At 32.6% G+C, this 15019-nt stretch carries 18 protein-coding genes; 14 read left to right on the forward strand and 4 right to left on the reverse strand.

Annotation, left to right across the window (positions count from 1 at the left end; all coding sequences use genetic code 11):
• Positions 1-4: 4 nt before the first annotated feature.
• From EDB96_RS04260 to EDB96_RS04270, 3 genes are all read right to left on the reverse strand, one after another.
• On the reverse strand, positions 5-694 hold the full coding sequence (locus EDB96_RS04260; protein WP_134139381.1) for a DUF6089 family protein: 690 nt from the start codon (positions 692-694) through the stop codon (positions 5-7).
• A gap of 173 nt (positions 695-867) precedes the next feature.
• Positions 868-1752: an NAD kinase gene (locus tag EDB96_RS04265; RefSeq protein WP_057117384.1), complete on the reverse strand. Its 885-nt coding sequence runs from the start codon at positions 1750-1752 to the stop codon at positions 868-870.
• A 97-nt stretch (positions 1753-1849) separates the two neighbouring features.
• The gene (locus tag EDB96_RS04270; RefSeq protein WP_134139382.1) at positions 1850-2509 is read right to left on the reverse strand and encodes a CBS domain-containing protein; all 660 of its coding nucleotides are present in this window, start codon (positions 2507-2509) and stop codon (positions 1850-1852) included.
• A 115-nt stretch (positions 2510-2624) separates the two neighbouring features.
• On the opposite strand from EDB96_RS04270, the gene EDB96_RS04275 reads away from it, so the two are divergent.
• The 7 genes from EDB96_RS04275 (at position 2625) to clpX (ending at position 9376) form a co-directional block, all read left to right on the forward strand.
• Positions 2625-3338 (forward strand): pyridoxine 5'-phosphate synthase, encoded by a 714-nt coding sequence (locus EDB96_RS04275; protein ID WP_071636376.1) that lies wholly within the window; start codon positions 2625-2627, stop codon positions 3336-3338.
• A 24-nt stretch (positions 3339-3362) separates the two neighbouring features.
• Positions 3363-4127 (forward strand): alpha/beta fold hydrolase, encoded by a 765-nt coding sequence (locus EDB96_RS04280; protein ID WP_134139383.1) that lies wholly within the window; start codon positions 3363-3365, stop codon positions 4125-4127.
• Positions 4128-4534: 407 nt separating this feature from the next.
• Positions 4535-5185, forward strand: coding sequence for a sterol desaturase family protein (locus EDB96_RS04285; RefSeq protein ID WP_243839306.1), 651 nt, complete (start codon positions 4535-4537; stop codon positions 5183-5185).
• A 92-nt stretch (positions 5186-5277) separates the two neighbouring features.
• Positions 5278-5622 carry a phage holin family protein gene (locus tag EDB96_RS04290; protein WP_057117373.1) on the forward strand — a complete coding sequence of 115 codons (345 nt, stop codon included), beginning with the start codon at positions 5278-5280 and terminating at the stop codon, positions 5620-5622.
• 114 nt (positions 5623-5736) lie between these two features.
• On the forward strand, positions 5737-7059 hold the full coding sequence (locus EDB96_RS04295) for a trigger factor (protein WP_057117371.1): 1323 nt from the start codon (positions 5737-5739) through the stop codon (positions 7057-7059).
• A 243-nt stretch (positions 7060-7302) separates the two neighbouring features.
• Entirely contained in the window at positions 7303-7977 is a 675-nt protein-coding gene (gene clpP / locus EDB96_RS04300; protein WP_057117369.1) for an ATP-dependent Clp endopeptidase proteolytic subunit ClpP, read from the forward strand.
• 166 nt (positions 7978-8143) lie between these two features.
• Complete coding sequence (clpX, locus tag EDB96_RS04305) at positions 8144-9376, forward strand: ATP-dependent Clp protease ATP-binding subunit ClpX (RefSeq protein WP_057117367.1); 1233 nt, start codon at positions 8144-8146, stop codon at positions 9374-9376.
• 269 nt (positions 9377-9645) lie between these two features.
• Here the strand turns inward: clpX and EDB96_RS04310 are convergent, their stop codons facing one another.
• A complete protein-coding gene (locus EDB96_RS04310) occupies positions 9646-10611 on the reverse strand; it encodes a GlxA family transcriptional regulator (protein ID WP_057117365.1) in 966 nt (321 codons plus the stop codon).
• 140 nt (positions 10612-10751) lie between these two features.
• Between EDB96_RS04310 and EDB96_RS04315 the strand changes: the two genes are divergently transcribed.
• The 7 genes from EDB96_RS04315 (at position 10752) to serB (ending at position 14965) form a co-directional block, all read left to right on the forward strand.
• Positions 10752-11159: a VOC family protein gene (locus tag EDB96_RS04315; RefSeq protein ID WP_134139384.1), complete on the forward strand. Its 408-nt coding sequence runs from the start codon at positions 10752-10754 to the stop codon at positions 11157-11159.
• Positions 11160-11161: 2 nt separating this feature from the next.
• On the forward strand, positions 11162-11572 hold the full coding sequence (locus EDB96_RS04320) for an SRPBCC domain-containing protein (protein ID WP_134139386.1): 411 nt from the start codon (positions 11162-11164) through the stop codon (positions 11570-11572).
• 29 nt (positions 11573-11601) lie between these two features.
• Entirely contained in the window at positions 11602-12006 is a 405-nt protein-coding gene (locus tag EDB96_RS04325) for an SRPBCC family protein (RefSeq protein WP_134139387.1), read from the forward strand.
• A gap of 143 nt (positions 12007-12149) precedes the next feature.
• Positions 12150-12560 (forward strand): VOC family protein, encoded by a 411-nt coding sequence (locus EDB96_RS04330; RefSeq protein ID WP_057117359.1) that lies wholly within the window; start codon positions 12150-12152, stop codon positions 12558-12560.
• Position 12561: 1 nt separating this feature from the next.
• Positions 12562-12999 carry an SRPBCC domain-containing protein gene (locus EDB96_RS04335; protein WP_057117672.1) on the forward strand — a complete coding sequence of 146 codons (438 nt, stop codon included), beginning with the start codon at positions 12562-12564 and terminating at the stop codon, positions 12997-12999.
• A gap of 143 nt (positions 13000-13142) precedes the next feature.
• Complete coding sequence (locus EDB96_RS04340) at positions 13143-13577, forward strand: VOC family protein (protein WP_057117357.1); 435 nt, start codon at positions 13143-13145, stop codon at positions 13575-13577.
• A gap of 158 nt (positions 13578-13735) precedes the next feature.
• The gene (gene serB, locus EDB96_RS04345; protein WP_134139388.1) at positions 13736-14965 is read left to right on the forward strand and encodes a phosphoserine phosphatase SerB; all 1230 of its coding nucleotides are present in this window, start codon (positions 13736-13738) and stop codon (positions 14963-14965) included.
• The last annotated feature ends 54 nt before the right edge of the window (positions 14966-15019 follow it).

Here is a 15019-nt window from a genome sequence, read left to right on the forward strand (position 1 = left end):
TTTATTATTCTGCGCAATAGCAAGGTTTTTGTCCAAAGGTATACGTTAAGGTGATACCTGAAAAAACATACCAGTCATTATTATTTAAATTTCCAAACTTTAAAATATTTGGATTGTTTGTTTTAGGATTGCTTCCGTCAATGTTGTCTGTAAAAGTATAACGTGCTCCAGCTTCAACTCCTAAAACAAGATGCGGCGTTATGTTCGATTTTACACCTAATATAATAGGTATAGCAAAAGAGTTTAAATTATCAGAATAAATTGTGTTTGGGCTTGTATTATATCGATATAAGTTGTCGAAGATAAAGAAATTTAGACCTGTAAATACATAAGGAGTAATCTTTGTATGATAATCATGAAGATTAAAATCGAAAAAATTAAACTCAAGTCCTGCAGAAAGTTCTTTAATATTGTTTTCAAAACGATATCCTCTTTGATTTCTACCTGTTTCTTCAGATTTGAAGTCATTTCCAATTACACTTGATTGTGTATATGAAAATCTCCAGGAATGCCTTGGGCTTCTGTTCCATTTATAAAGAACACCAAAAGCTGGTTTTTCTGGGGCGATATAAGTTGTTTTTCCAACGTCACCTACAAAGTTACTTCCGCCAAAAAAAACACCTATCTCATTGATTTGAGCATTAAGTGTAATAAAGGGGAAAAAACATAACAATAAATTAAAAATTTTCTTCATTTAATTCAAAATTGCGTGCAAATATAATAATTATCAATACGAATCAAAGTTCCTTTGGTTAAATGTGCTCCTTTTTCAATTTACATTATGATTTTGAGTCATTTAATGATGATTCACTACATGCAGAACGAGAAAATGTGGTATTATCGTATAGTGAAGAATCAGAAAAGAGTTTAATTTCTTTTATCTTCTCCCCAGAGCAATTTATTTCTTAAGGTTTTTAAGAACGTTTCGCCTGGTATTTCAACCATTTTTATTTTATAATCTGTTTTTTTTATTTTTAAAATTGATTCATTTTTCACTGAAGAAATTCTCGAATCTAAAGAAACCAAATATTGGTCTTCTCTTCCTGTTACCCGCAGTGTGATTTCTGTGTCATCTGGAATAACAAGTGGTCTGGCAGTTAAATTATGAGGCGCAATAGGTGTTATTACCAAGCTTTTTACATCTGGTGTTAAGATGGGACCGCCGCAGCTTAAAGAATATCCAGTAGAGCCGGTAGGAGTAGAGATGATTAATCCATCTGCCCAATAAGAATTTAAATATTCGTTATTCAAATAAGTTTCAACAGTTATCATCGAAGTAGTATCTTTTCTACTCACTGTAACTTCATTCATTGCAAAATTAAGTTCTTCGAAGGCATCATTCTTTGGCTCAGAAGTTAATCCTAATAGAGTTCTTTCAGAAGTGGTGTAATTTTGATCAATAACAAACTGTAACAAACTATCAATATTTTCTTTTTGAACTTTAGCAAGAAATCCTAATCTTCCTGCATTTATACCTAATAAAGGAACGCCTGAATTTCGAACAAAAGCAGCTGCTCTCAAAATTGTTCCATCACCTCCAATACTAATCAGCATTTCAAAACTATTATCTAAAGCAGTGCTTGGCGAAAAAGTTTTATATTCTTTTTTTATCAGCTGCTTTTCATAAAGCATTTTCAGAAAATTTTCTTCAATTACCATTTCAACATTGTTGGAATTGAAAAAAGAGAAAATGTCTTTTATAATAGGTTCAGTACTATTTTGATAATATTGTCCGTAAATGGCTATTTTCATTCGAGTTAAATTAGGTAATTTGTCAATGTGTCAATCAGATAATTTGCAGCTGTGAAAATTATCTAATTAACTAATTTTCTCATTGCCACATTAATAATTATATATTAAGGTATTTGTCTAAATAATCAGAACGTTCTTTCAAGCTATTAATATAGGTGTCTTCCTGATGTTCTGAAATAATCTCATAGCCATATCTTCTATAGGTCTGAATAATTTCATTTATCGCTCCTAAACCAATTTTTACTGTAATTTGAACATTTTCCAGATCAGCTTCAGATACAAAAGAACCTAAAACCTTACCATTATTGCTTTCTACAATCTGCATTACTTCGCTCATAGAATAGTCTAAAAGACCTTTTTGAACAATAATAATCGCTCCTGGCTCTTTTAAAAATGGAGTTTCCTGAAAAAACTTCATTATATCTTCCATTTCATAATAGCCTATATAAGCATTATTTTCATCAAGAATTGGAAGAATATTGGTATGGTTTTTAGCAAAAACTTCCAGAACATCTAGCCAGATCATCGACTTTCTGGCAAAAAAACGTTCTAAAGTATATTTGTAGTCAATTGCTTTTTTATCGGTGTCAAATGTTTCTACATCCTCAGAAGAGATGCTTCCAATAAAAATCCCATCTTCTAAAATGGGAAAATGAGAAAAATTTACATCGATAAAAAAGTCCTGGATCGAAGCTATCGTTTCCTGACTATCAATCGCTCTGAAATCATTTGTGATATAGTTTGTAATTTCTGTCATAAATCATTGAAGATATTTGATGCAAAATAATCAAAAAATACCGAAAACTGCTGCGTTTTACTTTGTATTTTTGTCGTAACAAATATAGTGTTACTAGAATTAATTATCTATTTATATGACAAAGTTAAGTGTAAATATCAATAAAATTGCAACGCTTCGAAATGCAAGAGGCGGAAATGTTCCTGATTTATTAAAAGTAGCTGTCGATATTCAGCGATTTGGAGGGCAGGGAATCACGATTCATCCACGTCCAGATGAGCGTCATATTCGTTATCAGGATGCACGCGATTTGAAAGCAATTGTTACTACAGAATATAATATTGAAGGAAATCCACAGCATAATTTCATTGATTTGGTTTTAGAATGCAAACCCGATCAAGTAACATTGGTTCCAGATGCAATTGGAGCAATTACTTCTTCCGCAGGTTGGGACACGATTAAAAACCAAGAATATTTGACAGAAGTTATTCAGGAATTTCAGAGAAACGGAATTAGAACTTCGATTTTTGTTGATCCAGTTTTAGAAATTATCGAAGGAGCAAAAAAAACCGGAACGGACAGGATTGAATTATATACAGAAGCATTCGCACATCAATATGATTTGGGAAATAAAAACGGAATTGATCCTTATGTAAAAGCTGCAGAATTGGCAAACGAATTAGGTTTGGGAATTAATGCCGGACACGATTTAAGTTTAGATAATATTCAGTTTTTCAAACAAAATATTCCAGGTTTATTAGAAGTTTCTATAGGCCACGCCTTGATTTCAGAAGCACTTTATCTTGGTTTGGATAATGTAGTGAATATGTATTTGAATAAATTGAAATAATTCTTCAGAATAAAAAATATAAATATGCTTTACTCAAAAATAGAAGGCGAAGGAAAACCATTTATTATCATGCACGGGTTTCTAGGAATGTCTGATAATTGGAAAACTTTGGCGGGACAATATGTAGAAGCTGGATTTCAAGTTCATATTTTGGATTTAAGAAACCACGGACGCAGTTTTCATTCAGATGAATGGAGTTACGACGCAATGGTTCAAGATGTATATGAATATTGTCAAGCCAATAATTTAAGCAGAATTGATATTCTGGGGCATTCAATGGGTGGAAAGGTTGCGATGCTTTTTTCGACAACACATCCAGAAATTGTAGACAAATTAATTGTAGCAGATATAGGTCCGAAATTTTATAAACAGCATCATCAGGATATTTTGGCAGGATTAAATGCAATAGATTTTTCTGTAAAACCAAGCCGAAATGATGTAGAGGCAACTTTATCACAATATGTTACTGATTTTGGAACACGACAGTTTCTACTAAAAAATTTATATTGGAAAGAACCTGGACAATTGGCTTTCCGATTTAATTTGGAAGCCTTTAATAATAACCTAGATGCAATTGGAAAACCGCTTCCAGATAATTTGGTTTTTGATAAACCGACATTGTTTATTCGCGGAGGAAATTCGGGTTATATTCAAGATGCTGATATGGATTCGATTCGTTTGCATTTTCCAAATTTAAAATTAGAAACTATTCCAAACGCAGGACATTGGCTTCATGCTGAAAATCCTAAAATGTTTTTTGAATTGACAACGGAGTTTTTGAAAGAGTAAATTTTTTAGATTTTTTTTTCAGTTAAATATGTAAATAGTTATCACACTGCCTCAATTAAAAAATAAGAATTAACTTACATTTAAACATTAAAATTCATAAATTTGCTTTATGAATTTTAATGTTTATAATTAATGGATTTCAATTTTTATAGTTTATTTGATGAAAATGGTTTGGGGTTAATTTATTTATACTCCATTCTTAGCACTTTTGATATTTGTCGAAATGTTTTTTAGTCATTTTGGCAAAAAAAACTTGTATTCTAAGAATGACATTTTTGTAAATGTCACATTTGCGGTGCTAAATTTTGCATTAGATTTTATAATGAAATCATTTGCTTTTGGGGTTATGTTTTTCTTTTTCGAACACCGCATTTTTTCTTGGAATACACAAATATGGTATTATTGGGTTGCAGTTTTTTTTATTACAAGATTTCGCTTATTATGTATTGCATGTTGTAGATCATAAATCACGTTTTTTTTGGTCTGTACATATTACGCATCACAGTTCTGAATATTATAATATTTCTACAGGATTCAGATCGCCTGTTTTTCAGCCGCTTTACCGCTATTTGTATTTTTCCCCTTTGGCTTTTTTAGGTTTTGATCCCTGGCATATTATGGCGGCTTATGCATTGTTTCAAGTTTATGGAACTTTGGTACATACACAAAGCGTAAAAAGTATGGGCATTCTAGAATGGATTTTAGTTACGCCATCACATCACCGTGTGCATCATGCCAGAAATATCAAATATTTAGACAAAAATATGGGAATGGCTTTGATAATTTGGGATAGAATGTTTGGAACTTTTCAGAAAGAAGAATCAGAAATTCCTGTGAAATTCGGTATCTATCCAAGGCCAAAAGATGATAGTGCTTTTGAAATGTTGTTTTACGAATGGAAGAAAATGTGGAAAGATGTTAAACAACCTAACATTGGCTGGCAGAATAGATTAAAGTATGTGTTTTTTGCTCCTGGCTGGAAACCAGACGGACAAGGAAAAACAGTAAAAGATTATCAGAGAGAATACGAGTCAAAGCAAAATAATATCCTACAGTAATCTGAAATCTTCAAGCTAAAGAAACCATTTTTGAATAATATATGGTTAGTAAAAAATCATTACTTTTATTAAAATTTTAAAAGAAAAAAACTATGAAATTATTACTTAGACTCCTTGTTACTGCTGCCTTAGTTTTATTGTTGTCTAATCTTTTGACTGGCGTACACGTTGCAAGTTTTGGGACAGCTGTAATTGTTGCAGTAGTCTTGGGATTACTGAATGTTTTTATAAAACCAATTTTAGTCATTTTGACTTTACCAGTTACATTTGTGACTTTAGGTTTGTTTTTACTGGTAATCAACGCTATAATTATTTTGTTATGCACTAATATTGTTGGCGGTTTTGCAGTCGATTCCTTCTGGACAGCATTGATTTTTAGTGTTATTTTGTCTATTCTGCAATCTATTACCTATAAAATATTAGGAGACGATAAATAAAAACAAATCGAGCAGATTAAAACTGCTTCAAATACAATAGATTAAAAACTTGGTTGGGTTGCAAAAATTTTATAATTTTGCGACCCAATTTTATTATGTAAATTAAAGAAGAAGATGGATATTAAAAGAGTAGCAATAGACGCTGTTAACGAGACAATTGTAATGAACGTGGTTCATATGGATTATAAAGGTCAAGTGGCAAAAAGAATCAACGAAAAATTGCCTTTGGCGCAAGTAAAAGGATTTAGAAAAGGACAAGTTCCTAAAGATCTTGTTGAAAAACAATACGGAAAAGGTATTAAACAAGAAGAAGTTAAAAAAGTAGTTGATTTAGCTTTAGAGCGTTATATTCAATCTGAAAGATTAAATCTTTTAGGAACTCCTCTTCCAAAAGTAAACGAAAACCTTGACTGGGATGCTGAAGAATTAACTTTTGAATTCGAAATTGGTTTAGTGCCTAACTTCGAAATTGATTTAGAAGCTAAAAATAATATCGTAAAATATATTGTTACTGCTGACGATAAATTAATCGACGGACAAGTAGAGCGTATCCAAAAACAATTCGGTAAAGCAATTCCTCAAGATAAAGTTGAAGCTGATTCAGATTTAACTGGAACTTTCACAAACGAAGAAAAAGGAATCAACAATACAACTACAATTTCTGTATCTACTTTCAACAAAGAGGCTGGAGATAAATTCATCGGTAAAAAAGTTGGAGATGTTGTTACAGTAAGCACAAAAGGTTTATTCGAAGACGATCACCAATTAATGGATTACTTAAAAGTATCTCATGATGATGTTCACGGTTTAGATATCGAAGTAAACTTTACAATCGAAGCTATCAACGGATCAGAATTGGCAGAATTAAACCAAGAATTATTTGATAAACTTTTTGGTGAAGGAAAAGTAGCTTCTTTAGAAGATCTAAAAGCTAAAATTAAAGAAGATGCTGAAGCTCAATTTGCACAGCAAGCAGATCAAAAATTATTGTTAGACGTTCAGGATTTCTTGATCGAAAATACAAAATTTGATTTACCAGCAGAATTCCTTAAAAAATGGTTGCAAACTGTTGGAGAGAAAAAACTTTCTGCAGAAGAAGCTGAAGTTGAATACGCAAGATCTGAAAAAGGTTTACGTTTCCAATTAATTGAAGGAAAAGCAATGGCTCAAAGTAATATCCAAATTACATTTGAAGATTTGAAAGAGTTTACATCAAACGCAATCAGACAACAAATGGCTCAATTTGGACAAACTAACCCAACTGAAGAAGAAGTTCAAGGAATCGTGGCTAGAGTTTTATCTAACCAAGAAGAAGTGAAAAGACTTTCTGAGCAAGTTGTAGCTGCTAAATTGTTAGATTTATTCAAAGAGAAAGCAAATCCAACAACAAAAGAAGTTACTTACGAAGAATTTATTGCTGCTTCTTACGGAGAATAATTTCTGAAAAATAATTATATTTGAGCGTCAAGAGATTTTTCTTTTGACGCTTTTTTTTGTTTCGGCTGTATGTGATATTCCAGATTTTAAAAAAAAACTTAGTCCCGAAGCTTCGGAATAGTATCTCAGAACCTTTGAAACTTAAAAAGAAGACATAATGACATTCTTTATAAAAGGGTATGACCTTTGTAGAGAATAAAAATGTATACACCAAATAAACGTAAAACTTAGAACAAAATACATATGAACTACGGTAAAGAATTCAAAAAATTTGCTACAAAGCACCAAGGAGTAAATGCAATGTATTACGATAAAATCGTTGCGGCGATGACTCCAACTAATATGACTCCATATATTATTGAAGAACGTCAGTTGAATGTTTCTCAATTAGATGTATTTTCAAGATTAATGATGGACAGAATTATTTTTTTAGGAACTGGTATCGATGACCAGATTGCTAACATTGTTCAGGCTCAATTATTATTTTTAGAAAGTGCCGATGCTTCAAAAGATATTCAAATTTACTTAAACTCTCCTGGAGGAAGTGTTTATGCAGGTCTTGGAATCTATGACACAATGCAGTACATTAAACCAGATGTAGCTACAATTTGTACAGGAATGGCAGCTTCTATGGGAGCAGTTTTATTATGTGCAGGAGCTGCAGGAAAACGTTCGGCTCTGCCACATTCACGCGTTATGATTCACCAGCCGTCTGGAGGAGCACAAGGTGTTGCGACAGATATGGAAATCAACTTACGTGAGATGTTGAAATTAAAAGATGAATTATATCATATTATTTCACAACATTCAGGACAAACTTTTGATAAAGTGCATAAAGACAGTGAGCGTGATTACTGGATGAAAGCTGACGAAGCAAAAGAGTACGGAATGATTGATGAAGTTTTGAGAAGAGGATAAAACTTAGTTTCAAGTTTCTGGTTTCAAGCTGCTATGGTCAACTTGAAACTTGAAACAAAATAAAACTTGAAACAAAAAATAAAAGTTAAGAAGTTACTAAGTTTTTGAGGTTTTCGTTGAAAGTCTCAGAAACTTAGTAACTTTGCAGCTTAGTAACTAAAAAAGAATGGCTAAAGTAGTATTAGAATGTTCGTTTTGTGGAAGAAAGAAGCCAGAAACTAATTTATTGATTGCTGGAATCAATGCACATATTTGTGATAAGTGTATTGAGCAGGCACACGGAATTGTATTAGAAGAATTAAAGTCTAGTGGAAGCGCAAAACTTGTTGGAGATTTAATTTTAAAGAAACCAAAAGAAATTAGGGCTTTCTTAGATCAATATGTTATTGGTCAGGATCAGACTAAAAAAGTAATGTCGGTTGCGGTTTACAATCACTACAAGCGTTTAATGCAGCAGCAATTAGACGACGAAGTAGAGATTGAAAAAAGTAACATCATTATGGTGGGTCAAACCGGAACTGGAAAAACATTAGTTGCAAAAACAATTGCAAAAATGTTAGATGTTCCTTTGGCTATTGTTGATGCAACAGTATTAACAGAAGCTGGTTATGTTGGAGAAGATGTTGAAAGTATCTTAACCCGTTTACTTCAAGCTGCTGATTATGATGTAGCTAAAGCAGAAAGAGGAATTGTTTTTATTGATGAAATTGATAAAATTGCCCGTAAGAGCGATAATCCATCAATAACACGTGACGTTTCTGGTGAGGGAGTTCAACAAGCATTATTAAAATTATTAGAAGGAACTGTTGTAAACGTACCGCCAAAAGGAGGTCGTAAACACCCAGACCAAAAATTTGTTGAGGTAAATACTCAAAATATATTGTTTATTGCAGGAGGAGCTTTTGATGGAGTAGAACGTATTATTTCAAAACGTTTAAACCGTCAGGCAGTTGGTTATTCAACTTCTAAAAATGTAGACAATATTGATAAAGACAATTTACTGCAATACATTATTCCAAAAGACATTAAAGATTTTGGATTAATTCCAGAGATTATTGGTCGTTTACCAGTTTTAACACATATGGATCCTTTGGATAAAGAAACGCTTCGTGCTATTTTGACACAGCCTAAAAATGCATTAATAAAACAATATCAAAAATTATTCTTGATGGATGATGTTGAGTTTACTATTACAAACGAGGCTTTAGATTTTATTGTGGATAAGGCATTAGAATACAAATTAGGTGCACGTGGACTTCGTTCTTTATGTGAAGCTATCCTAACTGATGCAATGTACGAATTGCCAACTTCAGATGACACAAGTCTGACAATTGACAAAGAATACGCAGAACACACATTAAGTAAAAATTTATTGAAGCGCATGGAAATTGCTTCTTAAATCTTAAATATCACTTTGTCAAAGTTTTAAATTTTGACAAAGTTTTTTTTTTAACCTGCTTACTGAGCAGGTTTTTTTATGCTTTTCAAAAACTTTTTGTTTGTTGTTTGGAGTAAATTTTTAAAGATTTTTTTCTTCTGAAAACAAAAAGTTGAATTTTAGCCCTGATCGAAACGGCATCCTTTTGCTCTGGGGTTCAGAGCAAAAGATATAGTGTAGAGCAGGACCGAAAGTTCTTTTGAAAACAAAATTTCCTGCTGCTAAAAAAACTACTGCACTCTAAATTTCTCTCTATACTCAATTGGTTTCATACCGACCATTTTATAGAACACTTTTCTAAAAGCTTTTGGGTCGTTGTAACCTGTTTTTTCGATGATTTCTGAAATGGAAAGCTGAGTTTGCTCTAAGTATTTTTTTGAACTTTCGACTCTTATATTTTGAAGATATTCTATTGGCGGAATTCCGGTTACCTGCTTAAAGCGACGTGTCATGTTTCTGGCACTTGTTGGAATGTCTTTGGTAATTTCTTCCAGTTTTTCTATTGTATGATATTGGCTTTCAATTTTTTGCTGCAACATCGCCACCAAAGTATCATTGTGCAAATGATTGGGTCTAAAAGTGCTGAAATAACTTTGTTTATATCTGTTTAAATCGATAGAAAAGATTTTAGCAATATTGACAGCCATTTCGTTGCCGCAGAATTTTTGAACCAAAAGAATTAATAAATGAAAAGTTGAGGTAGAGCCGCCGCTGGTATACAAACTTCCATCAGCAGTTAGAGTTTCTTCGGGTTTTAATTTCACCATCGGAAAAGCTTTTGTAAAAGCACTGCAGGCGTCAACATGTGTGGTAGCCAGTTTTTCGTTTAACAAACCAGAAGCCGCAAACAAAAATGCTCCAGTACAAAAACTGGCCAATTCGGCTCCAGCTTGATGTTGTTTTTGTAGCCAAGGAATGAAATTTTTATTCTTCTTAATCATTTCACTCATATTGTCAGTTGTAAAAGCGGGAATTAAAATCAGATCCAAAATAATATTAGACGTTTCAATTACGTTAGATACATATCCAAACAAATTTCCCTCATCATTTTGTTCTTTCGATTGAAAAATCATGATTTCAAATGGTTTTTCGTTTCCTGAACTGAGTTTGTTAGTAGTTTCAAATACTTCTAATATCGCTGCAATACTTAATAATTTGTAGTCGTGAGGTACGATTAATCCTAATTTCTTGCTCATGGTTTTTATTGTTTTTGAAATGTAACTTCAAACAAAAATAATCATTTTGTCTTAAATGCCCCTAAAAATGACTTTTATTGGCATTTTTAACTAATCTTAAAATTTTACATTTGTTTTAATTAATTCGTAATTTTATAAAGATGAAAACAAAGATATTCTTAAATCTTGCTGTAAAAGATTTAAATCGTTCAGTATCCTTTTTTAAGGATTTAGGCTTTTCATTCGATTCTAGGTTTACAAATGAAAAGGGAACTTGTTTAATTGTTGGTGAAAATATAAATGTGATGCTTTTGGTTGAGGACTTTTATAAAACATTTACCAATAAGCAAATTTGTGATACCGCTACAACCAGCGAAGTCCTTATTTCTATTTCTGTTGAAACACGCGAAAAAGTGAATGAAATAATGGAAAAAGCAGTTAAAGCCGGCGGAACTGATTACAATAAAGAGCATGATTATGAATGGATATACCAAAGAACTTTTCTGGATCTAGATGGGCATCATTGGGAAGTTTTCTATATGGATGAAAGCCAGATACCAAATAATTAACTATGATTTCGGTAGAAGCTATAATTAATGCATCTATAGAAAAAGTTTGGGAGCTGTGGACATTGCCTGAGCATATTATAAATTGGAATAATGCTTCTCCAGATTGGCATACGCCTTATGTAGAAAATAACCTAACAGAAGGCAGTAAATTTAAATTTACCATGGCTCTAAAGGATGGAAGTGATGGTTTTGATTTTGAAGGTATATACACGAAAATTGACAAATTTTCAATACTAGAATATAAGCTTTATGATAATAGAACGGCAAGTGTTCGTTTTGAAAATCAAGATAATCAAGTAAAAATTACTGAAACCTTTGAGCCGACAACAATCGAATCTGCAGATATGGAAGAAAAATTTTGTACGGCCATCATCCAAAATTTTAAAAGCTACGTGGAGAATTTTAAACGATAAATCAATTTATAAATTATAAAATAAAAATCATGATAACAATCAAAAATACCGTTAATGCATCTTTAGACAAAGTTTGGGATTTATGGAATACGCCAGAACATGTTAAGAATTGGAGTTTTGCTTCTCCAGACTGGCACACACCGTATGCAGAATCTGATTTAAGAGAAGGAGGAAAATTTAAATCGACTATGGCAGCAAAAGATGGAAGCATGAGTTTCGATTTTGAAGGTGAATTTACTTTGGTTAAACCAAAAAGTGCACTCGAATATGTTATGGCAGATGGAAGAAAGGTTGAAATTAAGTTTACAGAAACGGCAGACGGAGTCGAAATTGTTGAAAGTTTTGATCCAGAAACGCAAAATCCAGAAGAAATGCAACGCGCAGGCTGGCAGGCAATTTTGGATAATTTTAAAAATTACGTAGAAAAAAAATAATTTTTTTCTTTAGGTTCAAAGGCTCAAAGATTAAAAGGCTCAAAGATTCAAAGATTCAAAGATTCAAAGGCTAAAAGGTTCAAAGGTTCAGAGGCTTACACATTACTTACTATCACAATATCTAACCAAAAAAAAACAAAAAAATGACAAAACAAATATGGTTGAATCTTCCTGTAAAGGATGTAGCAAAAGCGAAAGATTTTTTCTGGAAAATTGGTTTTTCGTTTAATGAACAGCATGATACGCCAAGTTCGACGTGCATGGTTGTAGGTGAAGGACATTTTGTTGTAATGCTTTTTGAAGAAATGCTTTTTTCCAGCTTTTCTCAAAACAGTCTTACTGATACTAAATCGAGCTCGGAAGTATTGATTTCGATTGATGCTGAAAGCAGAGAAGAAGTTGATGAATTAGCAGAAAAAGTAAAAGAAGCTGGCGGAACTGTTTTTGCTCCTCCTGCAGAAAGTCAAGGTTGGATGTACGGCTGTGGTTTTGCCGATTTAGACGGTCATCGTTGGAATGTTTTATTTATGGACTTTAGTAAATTACCAAATTAACATGGAAAAATTAAAATTTAATATCAGTATCAAGGCTTCTAAAGAAAAGATTTGGAAAGTCTTATGGGAAGACGAAACTTACAGAAAATGGACCGGAGTTTTTTATGAAGGGTCGTATGCAGTAAGTGATTGGAACGAAGGTGGAAAAATACACTTTCTTGGGCCTGACGGTGGAGGAATGAATAGTATAATCGAGAAAAAAATCCCAAATGAATATATGGCTTTTAAGCATTTGGGAGAACTGAAAGATTTTAAGGAATTACCCCTCAATGAAGAAACAAATGAATGGAGCGGTTCAATGGAAACCTATAGATTAACTCAAAACGGAGATGCAGTTGATCTTGAGGTAGAAGTTGATGTAACCGAAAAGCATATAGACTATTTTAAAGGTACTTTTCCAAAAGCATTGGATCGAATTAAAGAATTGTCTGAGGAATAAGTAAGAGAGTAAAGAGTAAAGAGTAAAGAGTAAAGAGTAAAGAGTAAAGAGTAAAGAGTAAAGAGTGTATCTATAACTAAAAGATTAGTAAAAAAGACATTAACAATTTATAATTAACAATCAACAATTAATAAAAAAACATCATGGCAGCAATAAATCCTTATTTAATGTTTAATGGAACTTGCGAAGAAGCATTTCTATTCTATAAATCAGTTTTCGGCGGCGAATTTCCGTATATCGGAAAATACAAAGACGCACCAGCAGAAGAAGGTGAGCAACTCTCTGAGGAAGCTCTAAATAGAATTATGCACGTTTCACTCCCAATTGGGAATACGATTTTAATGGGAAGTGACAGTCATCCAAGATATGGGGATGTTGGTTTTGGTGATAATTTTTCCATTTCGATTAATGTAGAAAGCACAGATGAAGCAGATAGAATTTTTAACGGACTTTCGGCAGGAGGAAAAGTAGAAATGCCTATGAACAAAACCTTCTGGGGTGCATATTTTGGAATGTTCAAAGATAAATTCGGTGTGAACTGGATGGTAAATTTTGATGAAAATCAGCCGAATAAATAATTAAAAAGTTATGTTATTTTAATAGCGGAACATAATTGTTAAATTACTCCAAAAAGCACATGAAAATGTGCTTTTTCTTTTCAAAAAAACAAAGATTATTCTTTTTTATAAAGCATAGATTGTCGATTTTTGTCGCTTCAAAATCAATAATAGGAAAAATGGCGATAGAAGATAAAGAGATAATTTTATTAAAAGTTTCAGGACACGATAAAATTGGAGTTACAGCAGGTTTAACAGCTGTATTGGCTGCGTACGATGCTAATATTTTAGATATTGGACAAGCTGATATTCATGATACGCTGTCACTTGGAATTTTATTCGAGATTGAAGCAGGGTCTTCTTCTGCGCCAGTTTTAAAAGATCTTTTGTTTAAAGCCTATGAACTAGAAATCAAAGTAAAATTTATTCCGATTTCTATTGAAGATTACGAAAAGTGGGTAAAATCACAATCTAAACAGCGCTATATCATCAATATTTTGGGCGAAAAACTGGCCGCTTCACAATTAGCAGCAGTGACCAAAATAATGTCAGATCAAAACCTGAATATCGATTCTATCATTCGATTAACAGGAAGAACTTCTATTGTCGAAAAAGAAGAGTATCCGCGTTCTTGTATTCAATTGTCTGTAACAGGCGAAATTGTAAACAAGATCATTATGACAGCAAGTTTTATGGAAATTTCCAGAACACTTAATGTTGATATTTCTTTTCAAGAAGATAACATTTATAGAAGAAACCGCCGATTAGTATGTTTCGATATGGACTCAACGCTTATTCAAACAGAAGTAATCGACGAGCTTGCAGAACTTAATGGAGTAGGAGATCAAGTAAGAGCTATTACAGAATCGGCTATGAATGGAGAGATTGATTTCAACGAAAGTTTCAAGCAGCGTATGGCTTTACTTGAGGGTTTAAGCGAAGAAGTGCTGCAAAATGTTGCCATTAATTTACCAATAACACAAGGAGCACATCGTTTAATGAAAGCTCTAAAATATTACGGTTATAAAACGGCAATACTTTCTGGAGGGTTTACGTATTTTGGAGAATACCTTCAAAAAGAATTAGGAATAGATTATGTTCACGCCAATCAGTTAGAAATAAAAGACGGAAAACTTACAGGTAAATATATTGGTGATATTGTAGACGGTCAGAAAAAAGCAGAATTCTTAAAAGCAATTGCTGAGAAAGAAGGAATTCACATTAATCAAACCATCGCAGTTGGAGACGGAGCAAACGATTTACCAATGCTAAATTTAGCGGGTCTGGGAATTGCTTTCCACGCCAAACCAAAAGTAAAAGAAAGCGCTTCAACTTCAATTTCAAGTTTAGGTCTTGACGGAGTTTTATATCTTTTAGGTTACCACGACAGATATATTGATATGATGTAATTCGAATTGTTACTCTGAGCGAAGTTGCAAGATTTTATATAGAAAATGGCTTCG

The sequence above is a fragment of the Flavobacterium sp. S87F.05.LMB.W.Kidney.N genome, from assembly GCF_004366435.1.
Classification (GTDB): Bacteria; Bacteroidota; Bacteroidia; order Flavobacteriales; family Flavobacteriaceae; genus Flavobacterium.

Bases quoted from the DNA above. Each gene is read 5' to 3' on its own strand.
- EDB96_RS04310 (WP_057117365.1), bottom strand. From the start codon at position 10,611: ATGAGCAAGAAATTAGGATTAATCGTACCTCACGACTACAAATTATTA.
- serB (WP_134139388.1), top strand. From the start codon at position 13,736: ATGGCGATAGAAGATAAAGAGATAATTTTATTAAAAGTTTCAGGACAC.
- EDB96_RS04315 (WP_134139384.1), top strand. From the start codon at position 10,752: ATGAAAACAAAGATATTCTTAAATCTTGCTGTAAAAGATTTAAATCGT.
- EDB96_RS04340 (WP_057117357.1), top strand. From the start codon at position 13,143: ATGGCAGCAATAAATCCTTATTTAATGTTTAATGGAACTTGCGAAGAA.
- EDB96_RS04265 (WP_057117384.1), bottom strand. From the start codon at position 1,752: ATGAAAATAGCCATTTACGGACAATATTATCAAAATAGTACTGAACCT.
- EDB96_RS04330 (WP_057117359.1), top strand. From the start codon at position 12,150: ATGACAAAACAAATATGGTTGAATCTTCCTGTAAAGGATGTAGCAAAA.
- clpP (WP_057117369.1), top strand. From the start codon at position 7,303: ATGAACTACGGTAAAGAATTCAAAAAATTTGCTACAAAGCACCAAGGA.
- EDB96_RS04275 (WP_071636376.1), top strand. From the start codon at position 2,625: ATGACAAAGTTAAGTGTAAATATCAATAAAATTGCAACGCTTCGAAAT.
- EDB96_RS04280 (WP_134139383.1), top strand. From the start codon at position 3,363: ATGCTTTACTCAAAAATAGAAGGCGAAGGAAAACCATTTATTATCATG.
- EDB96_RS04260 (WP_134139381.1), bottom strand. From the start codon at position 694: ATGAAGAAAATTTTTAATTTATTGTTATGTTTTTTCCCCTTTATTACA.
- clpX (WP_057117367.1), top strand. From the start codon at position 8,144: ATGGCTAAAGTAGTATTAGAATGTTCGTTTTGTGGAAGAAAGAAGCCA.
- EDB96_RS04320 (WP_134139386.1), top strand. From the start codon at position 11,162: ATGATTTCGGTAGAAGCTATAATTAATGCATCTATAGAAAAAGTTTGG.
- EDB96_RS04295 (WP_057117371.1), top strand. From the start codon at position 5,737: ATGGATATTAAAAGAGTAGCAATAGACGCTGTTAACGAGACAATTGTA.
- EDB96_RS04290 (WP_057117373.1), top strand. From the start codon at position 5,278: ATGAAATTATTACTTAGACTCCTTGTTACTGCTGCCTTAGTTTTATTG.
- EDB96_RS04325 (WP_134139387.1), top strand. From the start codon at position 11,602: ATGATAACAATCAAAAATACCGTTAATGCATCTTTAGACAAAGTTTGG.
- EDB96_RS04270 (WP_134139382.1), bottom strand. From the start codon at position 2,509: ATGACAGAAATTACAAACTATATCACAAATGATTTCAGAGCGATTGAT.
- EDB96_RS04335 (WP_057117672.1), top strand. From the start codon at position 12,562: ATGGAAAAATTAAAATTTAATATCAGTATCAAGGCTTCTAAAGAAAAG.